This window comes from Burkholderia sp. 28_3 (assembly GCF_003253915.1).
Lineage (GTDB): Bacteria > Pseudomonadota > Gammaproteobacteria > Burkholderiales > Burkholderiaceae > Burkholderia > Burkholderia cenocepacia.
In genome coordinates, this window is the sequence record NZ_QKZF01000009.1 from 230,255 (window position 1) to 248,466 (window position 18,212).

The following is an 18,212-nucleotide window of genomic DNA, read 5'->3' on the forward strand; positions in this document are numbered from 1 at the left end:
CGCTTTCCCATGCTCGCTCGATTGTCCGCCACCGACCGCTTCGCGCTGATCCAGGGCGCGCGCGACTATTCCCCGACACTGATGGCGATCCTGTCCTGGGGGCTCGTCACCGGCATCGCGATGAGCAAGTCCGTGATGACGCTCGGGCAGGCGAGCGCGATGTCGCTGTTCGTCTACGCGGGCTCGTCGCAGCTCGCGGTGCTGCCGCTCCTCGCGGCGAAGCTGCCGATCTGGACCGTGCTGCTCACGGCCGCGATGGTCAACATGCGCTTCGTGATCTTCAGCGCCGGGCTGGCGCCGCATTTTTCCTACCTGCCGCTGTGGCGGCGTCTCGCGATCGGCTATTTCAACGGCGACGTGATCTACCTGCTGTTCCAGAAACAGGGCTTCGCGTACGGCCGCGTGCCGGGCAAGGAAGCCTATTTCTGGGGGATGGCGCTCGCGAGCTGGGCGTCGTGGCAGGTGTCGTCGCTCGCCGGCATCCTGCTCGCGAGCTTCTTTCCCGCGAGCTGGGGGCTGGAGCTGGCCGGCACGCTCGCGCTGATCCCGATCATGGTGTCGGCGGTCGCGAACCGCTCGACGCTCGCGGCCGTCGCGGTCGCCGGGATCGTGTCGCTCGTCGCGTTCGACCTGCCGTACCGGCTTGCGCTGCCGCTCGCGGTGCTCGCCGCGCTCGCGGCCGGCTGCACGGCCGACTTCTTCGTCGAGCGGGCCGACTGGCGGCGCATCCGTACCGAAACCGTGCACGAAAAGGAGATCGAATGAGCGCGACCGAGATCTGGATCGTCATCGTCGGGATGACGATCGTCACGGCGGTCACGCGCGCGCTGTTCCTGATCGGCGGCGAGCGCACCGTGCTGCCCGAACGCGCGCAGCGCGCGCTGCGCTACGCGCCGGCCGCCGCGCTGGTCGCCGTCGTGCTGCCCGACGTGCTCGAAACGCCGGCCGGCCTGTCGTTCGCGCTGTCCAACCATCCGTTCTACGCGGCGCTCGCCGGCCTCGGCTGGTTTTTGTGGCGGCGCAGCATGCTCGGTACGATCGTCGTCGGAATGCTCGTCTTCACCGCGTTGCGCCTGATCTTCTGAGGGGCCGCCGTTCCGGCTCGCCCGGCGCCGCCCGGTTGCGTCGGCGAATTGCTGCGTTGCGGCAATATGTCGGTTCCGGCGCGCGATCCCAAATAGGCGGAATTCGCCGCCGCACGGGTCAGTCTGCCCGGTGGATCGGCTAGAATGCCCGTTCGAGATTTTTTACCCGTGCGCGTCATGCGAACCGCCAGCCACGGCCGCATCCGGCGCCCTTTCGCGGCAGCCCGCGCACGTCCAGCGTGAACCCCCTTTCCCCATCCACTACTTCAATCTGTCCAACATGAGCCAAGTCAAGCGTCTTACCGACCTGATCGCCGCCGGCCAGCTCGCCGGCAAGCGGGTGTTCATCCGCGCCGACCTCAACGTCCCGCAGGACGATCACGGCAACATCACCGAGGACACCCGCGTGCGTGCGTCCGTGCCGGCCATCCAGGCCGCGCTCGACGCCGGCGCGGCCGTGATGGTCACGTCGCACCTCGGCCGTCCGACCGAAGGCGAATTCAAGCCGGAAGACTCGCTCGCGCCGGTCGCCAAGCGTCTCGCCGAGCTGCTCGGCCGCGACGTGCCGCTGGTGTCGAACTGGGTCGAGAACGGCGTGAACGTCGCACCGGGCCAGGTCGTGCTGCTCGAGAACTGCCGCGTGAACAAGGGCGAGAAGAAGAATTCGGACGAGCTCGCCCAGAAGATGGCGAAGCTCTGCGACGTGTACGTGAACGACGCGTTCGGCACCGCGCACCGCGCGGAAGCGACCACGCACGGGATCGCGAAGTACGCGCCCGTCGCGTGTGCGGGCCCGCTGCTGGCCGCCGAACTCGACGCGCTCGGCAAGGCGCTCGGCAACCCGGCGCGCCCGCTGGTGGCGATCGTCGCCGGCTCGAAGGTGTCGACCAAGCTGACCATCCTGAAGTCGCTGGCCGGCAAGGTCGACCAGCTGATCGTCGGCGGCGGCATCGCGAACACGTTCATGCTCGCGGCCGGCCTGTCGATCGGCAAGTCGCTCGCGGAAGCCGATCTCGTCGCCGAGGCGAAGGCGATCATCGACGAAGCGCGCGAGCGCGGCGCGTCGGTGCCGATCCCGACCGACGTCGTCACCGCCAAGGAATTCGCGCCGACGGCCGCGGCCACGGTGAAGCAGGTCGCCGACATCGAAGCGGACGACATGATCCTCGACATCGGCCCCGATACGGCCAAGGCGCTCGCGAGCCAGCTCGAGAAGGCCGGCACGATCGTGTGGAACGGCCCGGTCGGCGTGTTCGAGTTCGACCAGTTCGGCAACGGCACCAAGACGCTCGCCGAAGCGATCGCCAAATCGTCCGCGTTCTCGATCGCGGGCGGCGGCGACACGCTCGCGGCCATCGCGAAGTACGGCATCCACGACCAGGTCAGCTACATCTCGACGGGCGGCGGCGCCTTCCTCGAGTTCCTCGAGGGGAAGAAGCTGCCGGCGGTGGAAGTGCTCGAAACGCGGGCGGCCTGAGCGTGGCGGCGCGCGCAGGGGTGACGAAGGCCGCGCGCTCCGCGAAAGCGGAGCAGCCGGCCGGCGCGGGCAAGCGCAAACGCGCGCCCGCGCGGGCGAACACCGCCCCGCGCGCACCGGCGGCTGCCGGCGACGCGGCCGCACAGCACCACGAGATCCAGAACAAAGCGATGCCGGGCGCAAGCACCGGCACGCCCCCCGGAACGGCCGCCGCTGGGCCCGCCGATTCCGGCTCTCGCAGCGTTTCACCCAGCGCATCCACCTTGATCCAGATGAGGAGTTTCATGCAGCGCGCCACCAAGATAGTCGCCACGATCGGCCCGGCTTCCAGTTCGCCGGAGATTCTGCTGCAGATGATGCAGGCGGGCCTCGACGTCGTGCGGCTCAACTTTTCGCACGGCACGGCCGACGATCACCGCCAGCGCGCCGAAATGGTGCGCGAGGCCGCCCGCAAGGTTGGCCGCGAGATCGCGATCATGGCCGACCTCCAGGGCCCGAAGATCCGCGTCGGCAAGTTCGAGAACGGCAAGACCACGCTCGTGCCCGGGCAGCCGTTCATCCTCGATGCGGGCTGCGAGCTCGGCAACGACGAGCGCGTCGGCCTCGACTACAAGGAACTGCCGCGCGACCTGAAGCCGGGCGACCTGCTGCTGCTGAACGACGGCCTGATCGTGCTGACCGTCGAGCGCGTGCTCGGCGACGAAATCCACACGATCGTCAAGGTGGGCGGCGAGCTGTCGAACAACAAGGGGATCAACCGCCAGGGCGGCGGCCTGTCGGCGCCGGCGCTGACCGCGAAGGACATGGAAGACATCCGCACCGCGATGTCGCTCGGCGCGGACCTCGTCGCGGTGTCGTTCCCGAAGAATGCGACCGACATGGAAATGGCGCGCCAGCTCGCGAACATCGCGGGCGCGCCGTACGGCATCAAGCCGAAGATGATCGCGAAGATCGAGCGCGCGGAGGCGATTCCGGCGCTGCAGAGCATCCTCGACGCGTCCGACGGCATCATGGTCGCGCGCGGCGACCTCGCGGTGGAAGTCGGCAACGCGGCCGTGCCGGCGCTGCAGAAGCGCATGATCCGGATGGCGCGCGAGTCGAACAAGCTCGTGATCACCGCGACGCAGATGATGGAATCGATGATCCATGCACCGGTGCCGACCCGCGCGGAAGTGTCGGACGTCGCGAACGCGGTGCTCGACGGCACCGACGCGGTGATGCTGTCGGCCGAGACGGCCGCCGGCAAGTACCCGGTCGTCACGATCGAGACGATGGCGGCCGTGTGCGTCGAAGCGGAAAAATCCGAAGAAGTCGAGCTGGACAAGGATTTCCTCGACCGGACGTTCACGCGGATCGACCAGTCGATCGCGATGGGCGCGCTGTTCACCGCGTACCACCTGGGCGCGAAGGCGATCGTCGCGCTGACCGAATCGGGCGCGACCGCGCTGTGGATGTCGCGTCACTACACGCACGTGCCGATCTTCGCGCTGACGCCGCGCGTCGGCAGCGAGCGCACGATGGCGCTGTACCGCAACGTGACGCCGCTGCACGTCGACTTCAACAGCGACCGCGATTCGGCACTGCAGGCGGCGCTCGAGATCGTCGTCAAGCAGGGTTACGTGCAGCATGGCGACATGGTCGTGCTGACCGTCGGCGAGCCGATGGGGCAGGCGGGCGGCACCAACACGCTGAAGATCGTGCGGGTCGGCGAGCACTATTGAGCGCCGGCTGAGCCTCGCTGAGCCGGCCTGCGAGCCGGCGACCCGGATCGGTCGAGGCTGATCCGGCACCGTTTTTGCGCAAAAAGCCGCGCGGGGTCCGAAGCCCCGCGCGGCTTTTTTTCTCCTTTTTGGCCGCATTGTGCCGTGCGAACGTAACAAATTGCGAGCGGGGGCCACCGGGCGGTCGGAATCGGAGGCGCTTCGCGATAAAATGCGGCTATTCGACGCTCAGCCGCGCCGCGCTGCCCCGGTCCAGACCCGGGCAGGTGCCGCGCCGGCGTCAGGGCGCACCGGTTTTCATTCCAAGGAGTTCCACAATGCCTCTCGTATCAATGCGTCAATTGCTGGACCACGCGGCAGAGCACGGTTACGGCCTGCCGGCCTTCAACGTGAACAACCTGGAGCAGGTCCAGGCGATCATGGCGGCGGCGGACCAGGTCGGCGCGCCCGTGATCATGCAGGCATCGGCCGGCGCGCGTAAGTATGCGGGCGAGCCGTTCCTGCGCCACCTGATCGAAGCGGCGGTCGAATCGTATCCGCACATCCCGGTCGTGATGCACCAGGATCACGGCCAGTCGCCGGCCGTCTGCACGGCCGCGATCCGCAGCGGCTTCACGAGCGTGATGATGGACGGTTCGCTCGAAGCCGACGGCAAGACGGTCGCGTCGTACGAGTACAACGTCGACGTGTCGCGCAAGGTCGTCGAGATGGCGCACTCGATCGGCGTGACGGTCGAAGCCGAACTCGGCGTGCTCGGCTCGCTCGAGACGATGAAGGGCGACAAGGAAGACGGCCACGGCGCGGAAGGCACGATGACCCGCGAGCAGCTGCTGACCGATCCGGAGCAGGCCGCCGACTTCGTCAAGCTCACGCAGTGCGATGCACTCGCGATCGCGATCGGTACGTCGCACGGCGCGTACAAGTTCTCGAAGAAGCCGACGGGCGACATCCTGTCGATCCAGCGCATCAAGGAAATCCACGCGCGCATCCCGAACACGCACCTCGTGATGCACGGTTCGTCGTCGGTGCCGCAGGAACTGCTGGCCGAGATCCGCGAATTCGGCGGCGACATGAAGGAAACCTACGGCGTGCCGGTCGAGGAAATCCAGGAAGGCATCAAGCACGGCGTGCGCAAGATCAACATCGACACCGACCTGCGTCTCGCGATCACCGGCGCGATCCGCCGCTACCTGTTCGAGAACCCGGGCAAGTTCGATCCGCGCGACTACCTGAAGCCCGCGCGCGAAGCGGCGAAGAAGGTGTGCGTCGACCGTTACCTCGCGTTCGGCTGCGAAGGCCAGGCCGGCAAGATCAAGCCGGTGTCGCTCGACAAGATCGCCGAGCAGTACAAGTCGGGCGCGCTCGCACAGGTCGTGCGCTGAGACTGTAGTACGATTTGCCCCGCCCGGTTCTGCCGCCGGGCATGGGCTGGCCGCCCGGCGGGCCGGATCCGATCCGGCCCCGGCAGCCGTTCCGTCCGGCCGAACAAGGGCCGGCCGGCAGCCGTCGGGGCGCTGCGCCCGCCGGTTCGCCGACGTATTGCAAGACCGCCGTTCCCGCCTGCCGCGGGGAACGGCGTTTCCCTTTTTGTTTGGCTCCTTATCTGCGAAAAGACGATGTCTACCCTTTACGAATCCACGCTCCGTTCGCTGCCGCTCCTCGGTCGCGGCAAGGTTCGCGATAACTACGCGGTCGGCAACGACAAGCTCCTGATCGTCACGACCGATCGCCTGTCGGCGTTCGACGTGGTGATGGGCGAGCCGATTCCGAACAAGGGCCGCGTGCTGAACCAGATGGCGAACTTCTGGTTCGACAAGCTCGCGCACATCGTGCCGAACCACCTGACGGGCGACGCGCCGGAAGCGGTCGTCGCGGCCGACGAAGTCGAGCAGGTGAAGGGCCGCGGCGTGGTCGTCAAGCGCCTCGAGCCGATCATGATCGAAGCGGTCGTGCGCGGCTACCTGGCCGGCAGCGGCTGGAAGGAATACCAGGCGTCGGGCGCCGTGTGCGGCGTGCAGCTGCCGGCAGGCCTGGAGAACGCGCAGAAGCTGCCGGAGCCGATCTTCACGCCGGCCGCGAAGGCCGAGATGGGCGAGCACGACGAGAACATCACGTTCGAGGAAACCGAGCGCCGCATCGGCACCGAGCTGGCCGCGACGATCCGCGACATCTCGATCAAGCTGTACAAGGAAGCGGCCGACTACGCGGCGACGCGCGGCATCATCATCGCCGACACGAAGTTCGAATTCGGCCTCGACAACCACGGCAAGCTGTACCTGATGGACGAAGTGCTGACCGCCGATTCGTCGCGCTTCTGGCCGGCCGACCAGTACGAAGTGGGCACCAACCCGCCGTCGTTCGACAAGCAGTTCGTGCGCGACTGGCTCGAGGCGCAGCCGTGGGGCAAGACGGCGCCGGCGCCGGCGCTGCCGGCCGACGTCGTCGAGAAGACGGCCGCGAAGTACCAGGAAGCGCTCGAGCGCATCACGGGCCAGTCGCTCGCCTGATCGGGACAGATACGACATGAGCGAAATCCAGACTGCCCACACGCACAGCGCGCCGCTCGTCGGCGTGCTGATGGGCTCGAGTTCCGACTGGGACGTGATGAAGCATGCGGTCGCCATCCTGCAGGAATTCGGCGTGCCGTACGAAGCGAAGGTCGTGTCCGCGCACCGGATGCCCGACGAGATGTTCGACTATGCGGAGAAGGCGCGCGAGCGCGGGCTGCGTGCGATCATCGCGGGCGCCGGCGGCGCCGCGCACCTGCCCGGCATGCTGGCCGCGAAGACCACGGTGCCGGTGCTCGGCGTACCGGTCGCGAGCAAGTACCTGAAGGGTGTCGATTCGCTGCACTCGATCGTGCAGATGCCGAAGGGCGTGCCCGTCGCGACGTTCGCGATCGGCGAGGCCGGCGCCGCGAACGCCGCGCTGTTCGCGGTGTCGATCCTGTCCGGCAACTCGGTCGACTACGCGAACCGGCTCGCCGCGTTCCGCGTGCGCCAGAACGAAGCCGCGCACGCGATGGTGCTGCCGCCGCTGGAATGACGGCATGGCGCGCGGCCGCACGACGCGGCCGGCGCCGGATTTTCCCACTGCGGCGGGCCGTTCCGCGTTCCGCCGCGACCGACCACTGACATGACCGCAACTCCTGATTCCGTTTCCCCGATCCTGCCCGGCGCGTGGCTGGGCATGGTCGGCGGTGGCCAGCTCGGCCGCATGTTCTGCTTTGCCGCCCAGTCGATGGGCTATCGCGTCGCCGTGCTCGATCCCGATCCGACGAGCCCCGCCGGCGCGGTCGCCGATCGCCACCTGCGCGCGGCGTACGACGACGAAGCCGCGCTCGCCGAACTGGCCGACCTGTGCGAGGCCGTATCGACGGAGTTCGAGAACGTGCCGGCCGCGAGCCTCGATTTCCTCGCGCGCACGACGTTCGTCGCGCCGGCCGGCCGCTGCGTCGCGGTCGCGCAGGACCGGATCGCGGAGAAGCGTTTCATCGCGGCATCGGGCGTGCCGGTCGCGCCGCACGTCGTGATCGAATCGGCGGCGGCGCTCGCCGCGCTCGACGATGCCGCGCTCGACGCGGTGCTGCCGGGCATCCTGAAGACGGCCCGCCTCGGGTACGACGGCAAGGGCCAGGTGCGGGTCGCCACCGCGCAGGAAGCGCGCGACGCGCATGCCGCGCTCGGCGGCGTGCCGTGCGTGCTGGAGAAGCGCCTGCCGCTGAAATACGAAGTGTCGGCGTTGATCGCGCGCGGCGCGGACGGCCGTTCGGCCGCCTTCCCGCTCGCGCAGAACGTGCATCACAACGGCATCCTCGCGCTGACGGTCGTGCCGGCGCCGGCCGCCGATGCGGCCCGCGTCGAGGAAGCGCAGCAGGCGGCGATCCGGATCGCCGATACGCTCGGCTACGTCGGCGTGCTGTGCGTCGAATTCTTCGTGCTGGAGGACGGTTCGTTCGTCGCGAACGAAATGGCGCCGCGCCCGCACAACTCCGGCCACTATACGGTCGATGCGTGCGCAACGAGCCAGTTCGAGCAGCAGGTGCGCGCGATGACGCGCATGCCGCTCGGCAACCCGCGCCAGCATTCGCCGGCCGCGATGCTGAACATTCTCGGCGACGTGTGGTTCCCCAACGGTGCGGCGGCCGATGCCGTCACGCCGCCGTGGGACACGGTCGCCGCGATGCCGGCCGCCCACCTGCACCTGTACGGCAAGGAAGAAGCGCGCGTCGGCCGCAAGATGGGCCACGTGAACTTCACGGCCGAGACGCGCGACGAAGCCGTCGCCGCCGCCACCGCGTGCGCGCAACTGCTGCGCGTGCCGCTCGACTGAGGCGCCGGCCGATGTCCAGCGATCTCCCGAAGCACGTGACGCCCGCGCAGATCGACGCGGCTGCCGCGTTGCTCGACGCGGGCCAGCTCGTCGCGTTTCCGACCGAAACCGTCTACGGGCTCGGCGGCGATGCGGCGAACCCCGAGGCCGTCGCACGCATCTACGCGGCGAAGGGGCGGCCCGCGAACCATCCGGTGATCGTGCATCTGCCGCCGGGCGGCGATCCCGGTTACTGGGCCGACGACTTGCCGGCCGACGCGCACGCGCTGATCGACGCGTTCTGGCCGGGCCCGCTGACGCTGATCCTGAAGCGCCACGCGCGCATTCCGGATGCCGTGAGCGGCGGGCAGGATTCGGTCGGGCTGCGCTGCCCGTCGCATCCGGTCGCGCAGGCGCTGCTGGCCGCGTTCAGCGCGCGGCGCGGCGGCCACGGCGGCGTGGCTGCGCCGTCCGCGAACCGGTTCGGCCACGTGAGCCCGACGACCGCGCAACACGTGCGCGACGAATTCGGCGATACCGTGCACGTGCTCGACGGCGGCGCATCCGAAGTCGGCATCGAGTCGACGATTCTCGACCTGTCGCGTGGTTTCCCGGCGCTGCTGCGCCCGGGGCACGTGACGCCGCAACAGATCGCCGACGTGCTCGGCCGCGCCCCGAAGCTGCCGGACGGCAGCGATGCGACGGCCCCACGCGCGTCGGGCACGCTGAAAGCGCATTACGCGCCGCGCACGCCGCTCGCGCTGCTGCCGTTCGACGCGCTCGAGCCGCTGCTCGCGGCCGCGCAAACCGACGGCGAACGCATCGCGCTCGTCGCCCGCGCGTCGCGTGCGGGACGCTGGGCGCAGGCTGACGGCGTGCACTTCGTCGCGGCGCCGGAAGATCCGCAAGCCTATGCGCGCGACCTGTACGGAATGCTGCGCGCGCTCGACCGGGCGCAGGTCGCGCGCATTCTCGTCGAGAAGCTGCCCGAGACCGTCGAATGGATCGCGGTCAACGATCGCCTCGGCCGCGCGGCCGCGGCGTTCGAAGCGCGCGACTGACGCAGCCACGCGCATCCGTCCACGCAAACAAAAAACGCCTGACCGGCGCGAACCGGTCAGGCGTTTTGGTTTGGGCGCGTAGTGGGCGGCTTACTTGCCGACGCCGGACTTCGCGATCTGCTGTTCGACGTACTGCGCGAACAGCGCATGCAGGCGCGTCGTCGGGTGGACCGTGTCGGCGAACATGTAGGTCTGGTCCGCGTTCGCGACCGTGTAGGTCTGCGGCGAGCAGAACAGCGACGAGCCGAACGCGGTCGCGTTCGCGACGCCGTACTGCGTGGCGGCCTGGACCATCGCCTTCAGGTTGCAGGCGGTGTCGGTGTTCGACACGCTGAAACCGTTCGACTGGTAGTTGGCCGCGATGCCGTCCTGCCACGTGAACGAATCGACCACCGCGTATTTCGTCGGGTCGACCTTCAGCGCGGCGAGCGTACCGACGAGCGTCTTGTTGAACAGCCCGGACAGTTGCGTGAACGCGGCCTGCGTGCCGCCTTGCAGCGCGAGCGGCGTGCCGCCGATGTCCGGCACGTTCGCGACGAACACGTGGGTCGCGCCGGCCGCGACGATCTGCTGGACGATCCCGCCGAGCTGCTGCGCGGCCAGGCCGATCGCCTGCGCCGCCGCGAGCTGCGCGGCCGGCGTGTTGCCTTGCGCCTGCGCGACCTGGGCCTGGTAGAAGATGTCGTTCGCACCGCCGTTGATCAGCACGATCTGGCCGGCGTTGAAGCTGCCGTATTGCGACAGGTACTGCTTGACCTGGTCGGCGATCGGCGTGGTCGTCGCCTGCGCGTAGTCGGGATTCGGCACGCTGGCGTCCGCATGGCCGATGCCCGGCTGCAGCGTCACGCGCGAGCCGCCCTGCGCGTAGCCGAGGCCGCCGGTGGCCTGCAGCGGGATGCCGAAGCCGCCCTGGTTGGCGGGCTGCAGCGTGTCGCCGTAGTACTGCGCGACGTTCTGCGTCCATACCTGGCCCGGGTTGGTCGTGAAGCGGCCGCCGCCGAAGCCGAGCTTGATCTGCGAGTAGGTGCCGACGTCGGACAGGCTGTCGCCGAACGACACGATCTGCATCTTCACGCCCGACGGCGGCGTGTTCGATGCACTGCTATTGTTGTTGTCGTCACCGCCGCCGCATGCGGCGAGCAGCGCGAGCGCGGCGCCGGCGATCGCGACCTGCGCGGTGCGCAGCATGCGCTGCCGGGTGCGGGAAGGTGCGTGTTGTTGTGTCTGCATCGTTCGATCTCCTCGTAGATATGGCCTGATGTGTTGCTCATCTGCCGCGCGCCTGCTCGGTTCCGGGCTGCGCGGCGGCCGTTGGCTGAAACGGTTTATCGATCGCGCGCAGCCGCCAGCGGCACGGTGCGCGGATCCTGGTTCGCGGCCTCGGCAATCTGCGCATGATAAGCGCTCGCCCATTCGGGCGGGCCGAAAATCGCGCGCAGCTTGTTGCGCCATCCGCCGACGCGCAACGCGTCGGACGCCATCGACACCCACTCGTGAAACGTCGCGACGAGCGGGTTGTTCGAGCCGAGCCGCTCGACGATGCCGTACTGCGGCGGATCGTCGGGCGTTTCCTCGACATAGCTGCCGAACAGGCGATCCCAGATCACCAGGACGCCTGCGTAATTGCGGTCGATGTAGCGCGCGTTGCGCGCATGGTGCGCGCGGTGGATCGACGGCGTGTTGAGCACGTATTCGAGCCAGCCGAGCTTGCCGATCGCCTGCGTGTGCACGAAGAACTGGAACGCGAGGTTGATCAGCACGACGCCGACGACCTGTTGCGGCGGAAAGCCGGCGAACGCGAGCGGCAGCCAGAACAGCCACATGCCCGCGACTGGGTACATCAGGCTCTGGCGGAACGCGGTCGAGAAATTCATTCGCTCGGACGAGTGGTGCACGACGTGCGCGGCCCACAGCCAGCGCACGCGATGGCTCGCGCGATGGAACACGTAGTAGAGGAAGTCCTGCGCGACGAACAGCACGGCGAACGACAGCCAGCCGTCGTGCCACGTGTAGACGCGATAGTGCCGGTAGCAGTACGCATAGACAGGAATCACGAACAGCCACGCGATCTTGTCGGCGCCCTGGTGCATCAGCGCGAGCGCCGCGTTGCACAGCGTGTCGCGCCACGCATAGATACGGTCCTGCGCACGGGTGCGGGCGAGGTGCCAGGCCTCCCACGCGATGCAGAGCAGGAAGACGGGCGCCAGCGCGAGCAGAAGCAATTCGACGTCGAATCGCATGGGCGTGTGTCTCCTTCGTTCCCCTGCAAGCCATCAGGCCGGGCGTGTGGCCCGTTGTAGATATCGTCAGGCCAACAGCCTACGCAATCGCTACGCGCTAGGCGAGGGGGCAGCGTAGAGGGTTCCCTCTGAGGACAGGGTTTCTACGGAATCCGTACTGCACGGGGCCGGGCGGTGTGGCCCCGTTTTGAGGATGGGGCGAGCGCGCGAGGCGCCGCGCGACGGTGGCGGCGCGCGTTTCAAACCGCGCGGCGCGAAATTTCGCGGGTGACGTACTGCGGGGCCGCACGGGCCGCCGTGTCACGACGGCCCGCCGCGCGGTGCGCGCATCGTCAGTGCGCGCCCGCGTAGATCCATTCGAGCAGCGTGTCGTGCGCGGCGCGCGCGGCTTCCGCGTGATCGTTGTTGATGAAGCTGACGACGATGTAGCTCTGGCCGTCCGCGCCGGCCACGTAGCCGGCGATCGCGCGCACGTCGCGCAGCGTGCCGGTCTTGATGTGCGCGTTGCCGAGCACGCCCGCGTTGGTGAGGCGGTTCTTCATCGTGCCGTCGATGCCCGCGATCGGCAGCGAATCGATGAACGCCTGCGCGACCGGGCTCGCGTTCGCGGCCTGCAGCAGCGCGGCGAGCGACAGCGCGCTCACGTGCTCTTCGCGCGACAGCCCCGAGCCGTTCTCGAGCACGAGGTCGGGCATCGCAATGCCGTTCTTCTGCAGGAATGCCTGGATCGCGCGGCTCGACTGCTCGGGCGTCGCGGGCGGCTTGCCGCTGACCGCGCCGATCGTCAGGAACAGGTTGCGCGCCATCACGTTGTTGCTGAACTTGTTGATGTCGTAGACGATGCTGCCGAGCACCGGGCTGTGATGCACGGCGAGCGGCCGCGCGGTGGTCGGCACCTTGCCTTCGCTCACGGGCCCGGCGATCGTGCCGCCGTCCTGCTGCCACAGCGCGAGGAAGCCGCGCGCGAAGAAGGTCGTGTGATCGAGGATCGCGAGGTTGGTCGTGTGCGCGCCGCAGCGCAGCGGGTAGTCGCCGGCGAACGACGCCGTCATGATTCCGCCGCCGGCCGTCAGCGTCGGGCGCGCGGCCGCGGCGGCCGCGCTGCACGAGCCCGAACCTTCGACGAGCTGGTTGTCGATCGACAAGTCCGCGAGCGGCGGCAACACGTCGACGGCGACCTTGCCGTCGTCGCCCGGCGTGACCGTGAACGACACGGCCTTGAACGCGTACAGCAGCGGATCGGGGCCGACGTTGTACGGCGCGCTGGCATCGTCGTCGAACGACGGCAGGTCGCGCGTCGACGCCGCGAAATAACTCTTGTCGAGCACGAGGCCGCCGGCCACGCGCTTGACGCCGGCCTTGCGCAGCTTGTCGACGAGGTCGATCAGCTCCTCGGGCACGAGCTTCGGATCGCCGGTGCCCTTGATGTACAGGTTGCCCTGCAGCGTGCCGTCCGGGTCGACCGTGCCGTCCGTGTACGCGGTGGTGCGCCAGCGGTAGTCGGGGCCGAGGATCGACAGGCCCGAGAAGGTCGTCACGAGCTTCATCGTCGAGGCCGGCAGCATCGGCCGGCTCGCATTCCACGCGATCAGCGGCTGCGGATCGCCGACGCGCTCGACCACCACGCTCATCGCCGACGCCGGCACCTTCGCACGCTGCAACGCGACGAGCACGGAGGCCGGCAGGCCGGCCGCGCGTGCGGCCGGCGACACGACGGCGGTCTTGCGCGCTTCCTTGTGGGATTTCTTGCGGGCCTGGGCGGTCGGCGCGAACGCGAGGGCCGTGCAGGTGGCGACGACGGCGGCCGCGCGCAGGCAGACGCGGGCGCGGGGGACGAACCGGGCGGAAAGATCGGAAATCGGCATGGGCGAATACGGGAAAAGCAGGGGGCTCGGGCAGGACGCGCGGGGGCGCCGAAGCGCACATTGTAGAGACAAGTCGGGGCAGGCCCCTTGCAATCCGCCTTACTGTTGCATTGCACGGTGCCGCGCACCCGATTCGCGGCGCTACAATGGTCGCCGTGTTTGACTCGTCCCATGGATGCGTGGCCCGATGCGGATTCTGCTTGTCGAAGATGATCGAATGATTGCCGAGGGCGTGCGCAAGGCGCTGCGCTCGGACGGCTTTGCGGTCGACTGGGTGCAGGACGGCGACGCCGCGCTGACGGCGCTCGGCGGCGAGACGTACGATCTGCTGCTGCTCGATCTCGGCCTGCCGAAGCGCGACGGCATCGACGTGCTGCGCACGCTGCGCGGGCGCGGGCTCGCGCTGCCGGTGCTGATCGTCACCGCGCGCGACGCCGTCGCCGATCGCGTGAAGGGGCTCGACGCGGGCGCCGACGATTACCTCGTCAAGCCGTTCGATCTCGACGAGCTGGGCGCACGGATGCGCGCGCTGATCCGCCGTCAAGCGGGGCGCAGCGATTCGCTGATCCGCCACGGCGCGCTGACGCTCGATCCCGCGTCGCACCAGGTGACGCTCGACGGCGCGCCCGTTGCGCTGTCCGCGCGCGAGTTCGCGCTGCTCGAGGCGTTGCTCGCGCGGCCGGGCGCAGTGCTGTCGAAGAGCCAGCTCGAGGAGAAGATGTACGGCTGGGGCGAGGAGATCGGCAGCAACACGGTCGAGGTCTACATCCACGCGCTGCGCAAGAAGCTCGGTTCGGACCTGATCCGCAACGTGCGCGGGCTCGGCTACATGGTCGTCAAGGAAAGCTGACGCGTGCGGTCGATTCGTCATCAACTGCTGATCTGGCTGCTCGCGATCGTCGTCGCGGGCGTGGGCGCCGCGGGTTGGCTCATCTACCGGCAGGCGCTCGCCGAGGCGAACGAGCTGTTCGACTACCAGTTGCAGGAAATCGCCGCGGCGCTGCCGTCGGAGCCGTTCTCGCAGGTGTTCGGCTCGCGCACCAACGGCGACGAAGGCATCGTGATCCAGATCTGGAATCGCAACGGCGTGCTGATGTACTTCTCGCATCCGCGTGCGCCGATCGCGCCGCGCGCGGAACTCGGCTTCTCGACCGAACGCACCGATCGCGGCGAATGGCGCGTGTACGGCGCGATCGTCGGCGACAACGTCGTGCAGCTCGCGCAGCCGCTATCGGTGCGCAACCGGCTCGCGGCGAACGTCGCGCTGCGCACGCTGTGGCCGCTGATCGTGCTGCTGCCGTTCCTCGGCGCGGCCGCGTGGGGGATCGTCGGGCGCGGGCTCGCGCCGCTCGGCCGCGTGACGCGCGCGGTCGAGGCGCGCCGGCCGGAAGCGCTCGATCCGCTGCCCGACGCGCGCCTGCCGCTCGAGGTGCAGCCGCTCGTGCGGGCGCTGAACGGGCTGCTCGCGCGACTGTCGGCGGCGCTCGACACGCAGAAGGCGTTCGTCGCCGACGCCGCGCACGAATTGCGCACGCCGCTCGCGGCCGTGCAGATCCAGGCGCAGCTCGTCGCGCGCGCGAAGGACGATGCGTCGCGCCGCGAGGCGATCTCGGATCTCCAGGACGGCGTGTCGCGCGCGACGCGGCTCACCGAGCAACTGCTCGCGCTCGCGCGCGCCGAGCCGGACGGCGCGACGATGCGCGAGCCGGTCGACCTGCAGGCGCTGCTCGCCGAATGCGTGGCCGCGCATGCGCCGCTCGCGCAGCGGCGCGACATCGATCTCGGCTTCGAGGAAACGCGCGCGGCGAGCGTCGTCGCGGACGTCGGCGCGCTGCGCGTGATGTTCGGCAACCTGCTCGACAACGCGGTGAAATACACGCCGGACGGCGGCCGCATCGACGTATCGCTGACGCGCGACGCGGCCGGCCGCGCCTGCGTGCAGATCGGCGACAGCGGGCCGGGCATTCCGGCCGACGAGCGCGAGCGCGTGTTCGACCGCTTCTATCGCGACAGCACGGCACGGGCACGCACCGACGTGTCGGGCAGCGGGCTCGGGCTCGCGATCGTCAAGCGCGTGGCGGCGCAGCAGGGCGCGACGGTGTCGCTCGGCGATGCGGCCGCGGGCGGCCTGCTCGTCAGCGTCGTGTTCCGCGATGCCGAGATGCCGGCCCCGGCTTCGCAGCCGTCCGAAACCGTCTGAAGGGGCGGCGCGGGCAGCCGCTTAAGCCCCGCTTAAGGCTGATTAAGCCTCCTTTAAGTCAGGGTCGTTACGCTGCGTCCTAACAAAGAGGAGGTCCTACGATGAACACCCGATTCCTTGCGCGCGGCGCCGTCGCGGTCGCCGTGGCGGCCGCCCTGTCGGCCGGCTATTTCGCCGGCACCCGCCGCGCCGATCCGCAGATCATCACGCCCGCGCAGGCGGCCGCATTGATGCCGGCCGAAGCTGCCGCCAAGACCGGCATTCCCGATTTCTCCGGGCTCGTCGAGACCTACGGCCCGGCGGTCGTGAACATCAGCGCGAAGCATGTCGTGAAGCAGGTGGCGCGGCGCGCGCCGCAGCCGCAACTGCCGATCGATCCGAGTGACCCGTTCTACCAGTTCTTCAAGCACTTCTACGGCCAGGTGCCGGGCATGGGCGGCGACGCGCAGCCGGACGACCAGCCGAGTGCCAGCCTCGGGTCGGGCTTCATCGTCAGTTCCGACGGGTACATCCTCACCAATGCGCACGTGATCGACGGCGCGAACGTCGTCACGGTCAAGCTGACCGACAAGCGCGAATACAAGGCGAAGGTCGTCGGCTCCGACAAGCAGTCCGACGTCGCCGTGCTGAAGATCGACGCGAGCGGGCTGCCGACCGTGAAGATCGGCGATCCGGCGCAGAGCAAGGTCGGTCAGTGGGTCGTCGCGATCGGCTCGCCGTACGGCTTCGACAACACGGTCACGTCGGGCATCATCAGCGCGAAGTCGCGCGCGCTGCCGGACGAGAACTACACGCCGTTCATCCAGACCGACGTGCCGGTGAACCCCGGCAACTCGGGCGGCCCGCTGTTCAACCTGCAGGGCGAGGTGATCGGCATCAACTCGATGATCTACTCGCAGACGGGCGGCTTCCAGGGCCTGTCGTTCGCGATCCCGATCAACGAGGCGATCAAGGTGAAGGACGAGCTCGTGAAGACGGGCCACGTGAGCCGCGGCCGGCTCGGCGTGGCCGTGCAGGGGCTGAACCAGACGCTCGCGAGCTCGTTCGGGCTGCAGAAGCCGGACGGCGCGCTCGTCAGTTCGGTCGACGCCAACGGTCCGGCCGCGAAGGCCGGCCTGCAGCCGGGCGACGTGATCCTGTCGGTCAACGGTTCGCCGGTCGCCGATTCGACGTCGCTGCCCGCGCAGATCGCGAACCTGAAGCCGGGTTCGAAGGCCGACCTGCAGATCTGGCGCGACAAGTCGAAGAAGTCGATCACCGTGACGCTCGGCGCGATGGCCGACGCGAAGCTCGCATCGAACGACGGCGGGCCGGTCGAACAGGGCCGCCTGGGTGTCGCCGTGCGGCCGCTGTCGCCGCAGGAACGCAGCGCCGACAACCTGTCGCACGGGCTGATCGTGCAGCAGGCCGGCGGGCCGGCCGCCAACGCGGGCATCCAGCCCGGCGACGTGATCCTCGCGGTGAACGGCCGTCCGGTCACGAGCCCCGAGCAGTTGCGCGACGCGGTGAAGGGCGCGGGCAACAGTCTTGCTCTGTTGATCCAGCGCGATAATGCACAGATCTTCGTGCCGGTCGACCTGAGCTGACCGGCCACGGCCGACGGCCGGCCCGGCCGGCCGTGGCGGGCGCCGCCGCCGCTCGATCGATCGCGTGACGCCGCGCCCCGTATGTGTTCCGACCCCAAGGAGAGAGCCATGCAATATCTACGCAACGTGTCCCGATTTGCCGTCGCCGCGGCGCTGACCGCCGGCCTCGCAGCCGGTGCGACCGGCGCGTACGCGCAGTCGGACGGCTTGCCCGCCGCGCGCCAGCAAGGCGATGTCACCTTCGTGTCCGGCGGTGTCGGGCAGGACGAATCGACGGCGTTCCAGCGCAACGAGTCGCAGTGGCCGCTGGCGCTGCGCTTCACCGGCAAGGGCGGCGAGTTCCTGGCCGATGTCCATGTCCGGATCGTCGACGGCAAGGGCGCCGAAGTGCTGAAAACCGACACGCGCGGGCCGTACATGCTCGTGAAGGTGCCGCCGGGGCGCTATACGGTGCACGCGTCGTACCAGGGCAGCGACGAATCGCGCGCCGTCACGGTCGGCGCGAAGGGCGGCGCGAAAGCCGCGTTCCAGTGGAGTGCGCAGTAGCCCGTCGCGCGCGGCCGGGCTCCCGGTCGCGCAATCGGACGAAGTTTCGCCCATAATGAAAGCCACGGCATGCGTGCCGTGGCTTTTTCGTTTCCTGCCCCCGGCCTGACGCCGCCCGAA

General features: G+C 69.1%; 16 protein-coding genes. 13 read left to right on the top strand and 3 right to left on the bottom strand.

Annotated features, from left to right (window positions below):
• Positions 1 to 9: 9 nt before the first annotated feature.
• The 9 genes from DFS13_RS20880 (at position 10) to DFS13_RS20920 (ending at position 9,655) form a co-directional block, all read left to right on the top strand.
• Positions 10 to 765 carry an AzlC family ABC transporter permease gene (locus DFS13_RS20880; RefSeq protein ID WP_006481734.1) on the top strand — a complete coding sequence of 252 codons (756 nt, stop codon included), beginning with the start codon at positions 10 to 12 and terminating at the stop codon, positions 763 to 765.
• On the top strand, positions 762 to 1,085 hold the full coding sequence (locus DFS13_RS20885) for an AzlD domain-containing protein (protein ID WP_006477942.1): 324 nt from the start codon (positions 762 to 764) through the stop codon (positions 1,083 to 1,085). The genes DFS13_RS20880 and DFS13_RS20885 overlap by 4 nt, the downstream gene beginning before the upstream one ends.
• Positions 1,086 to 1,365: 280 nt before the next feature.
• Positions 1,366 to 2,562 carry a phosphoglycerate kinase gene (locus tag DFS13_RS20890; RefSeq protein ID WP_111442068.1) on the top strand — a complete coding sequence of 399 codons (1,197 nt, stop codon included), beginning with the start codon at positions 1,366 to 1,368 and terminating at the stop codon, positions 2,560 to 2,562.
• A 284-nt stretch (positions 2,563 to 2,846) separates the two neighbouring features.
• Complete coding sequence (gene pyk / locus DFS13_RS20895) at positions 2,847 to 4,283, top strand: pyruvate kinase (RefSeq protein WP_006493398.1); 1,437 nt, start codon at positions 2,847 to 2,849, stop codon at positions 4,281 to 4,283.
• A gap of 317 nt (positions 4,284 to 4,600) precedes the next feature.
• Positions 4,601 to 5,665 (top strand): class II fructose-bisphosphate aldolase, encoded by a 1,065-nt coding sequence (gene fba / locus DFS13_RS20900; protein ID WP_006481730.1) that lies wholly within the window; start codon positions 4,601 to 4,603, stop codon positions 5,663 to 5,665.
• Positions 5,666 to 5,899: 234 nt separating this feature from the next.
• Positions 5,900 to 6,790 carry a phosphoribosylaminoimidazolesuccinocarboxamide synthase gene (locus tag DFS13_RS20905; protein WP_111442069.1) on the top strand — a complete coding sequence of 297 codons (891 nt, stop codon included), beginning with the start codon at positions 5,900 to 5,902 and terminating at the stop codon, positions 6,788 to 6,790.
• A gap of 16 nt (positions 6,791 to 6,806) precedes the next feature.
• Complete coding sequence (gene purE, locus DFS13_RS20910; RefSeq protein ID WP_006481724.1) at positions 6,807 to 7,328, top strand: 5-(carboxyamino)imidazole ribonucleotide mutase; 522 nt, start codon at positions 6,807 to 6,809, stop codon at positions 7,326 to 7,328.
• A 90-nt stretch (positions 7,329 to 7,418) separates the two neighbouring features.
• Positions 7,419 to 8,615: a 5-(carboxyamino)imidazole ribonucleotide synthase gene (locus DFS13_RS20915; protein ID WP_034201410.1), complete on the top strand. Its 1,197-nt coding sequence runs from the start codon at positions 7,419 to 7,421 to the stop codon at positions 8,613 to 8,615.
• Between the two features lie 11 nt (positions 8,616 to 8,626).
• Positions 8,627 to 9,655 (top strand): L-threonylcarbamoyladenylate synthase, encoded by a 1,029-nt coding sequence (locus DFS13_RS20920; RefSeq protein WP_006481731.1) that lies wholly within the window; start codon positions 8,627 to 8,629, stop codon positions 9,653 to 9,655.
• A gap of 90 nt (positions 9,656 to 9,745) precedes the next feature.
• On the opposite strand, the gene DFS13_RS20925 is transcribed toward DFS13_RS20920, so the two are convergent.
• The 3 genes from DFS13_RS20925 to dacB form a co-directional block, all read right to left on the bottom strand.
• Positions 9,746 to 10,885 (bottom strand): SGNH/GDSL hydrolase family protein, encoded by a 1,140-nt coding sequence (locus tag DFS13_RS20925; protein ID WP_034201411.1) that lies wholly within the window; start codon positions 10,883 to 10,885, stop codon positions 9,746 to 9,748.
• Positions 10,886 to 10,980: 95 nt separating this feature from the next.
• A complete protein-coding gene (locus tag DFS13_RS20930; RefSeq protein WP_006497335.1) occupies positions 10,981 to 11,895 on the bottom strand; it encodes a sterol desaturase family protein in 915 nt (304 codons plus the stop codon).
• Positions 11,896 to 12,227: 332 nt separating this feature from the next.
• The gene (dacB, locus tag DFS13_RS20935; protein WP_111442070.1) at positions 12,228 to 13,760 is read right to left on the bottom strand and encodes a D-alanyl-D-alanine carboxypeptidase/D-alanyl-D-alanine-endopeptidase; all 1,533 of its coding nucleotides are present in this window, start codon (positions 13,758 to 13,760) and stop codon (positions 12,228 to 12,230) included.
• A gap of 187 nt (positions 13,761 to 13,947) precedes the next feature.
• On the opposite strand from dacB, the gene DFS13_RS20940 reads away from it, so the two are divergent.
• The 4 genes from DFS13_RS20940 (at position 13,948) to DFS13_RS20955 (ending at position 18,092) form a co-directional block, all read left to right on the top strand.
• A complete protein-coding gene (locus DFS13_RS20940; RefSeq protein WP_111442071.1) occupies positions 13,948 to 14,610 on the top strand; it encodes a response regulator in 663 nt (220 codons plus the stop codon).
• 3 nt (positions 14,611 to 14,613) lie between these two features.
• Positions 14,614 to 15,960, top strand: coding sequence for an ATP-binding protein (locus tag DFS13_RS20945; RefSeq protein ID WP_111442072.1), 1,347 nt, complete (start codon positions 14,614 to 14,616; stop codon positions 15,958 to 15,960).
• A 101-nt stretch (positions 15,961 to 16,061) separates the two neighbouring features.
• A complete protein-coding gene (locus tag DFS13_RS20950; RefSeq protein WP_006497333.1) occupies positions 16,062 to 17,546 on the top strand; it encodes a DegQ family serine endoprotease in 1,485 nt (494 codons plus the stop codon).
• A gap of 108 nt (positions 17,547 to 17,654) precedes the next feature.
• On the top strand, positions 17,655 to 18,092 hold the full coding sequence (locus DFS13_RS20955; RefSeq protein ID WP_006490101.1) for a carboxypeptidase-like regulatory domain-containing protein: 438 nt from the start codon (positions 17,655 to 17,657) through the stop codon (positions 18,090 to 18,092).
• Positions 18,093 to 18,212: the final 120 nt, after the last annotated feature.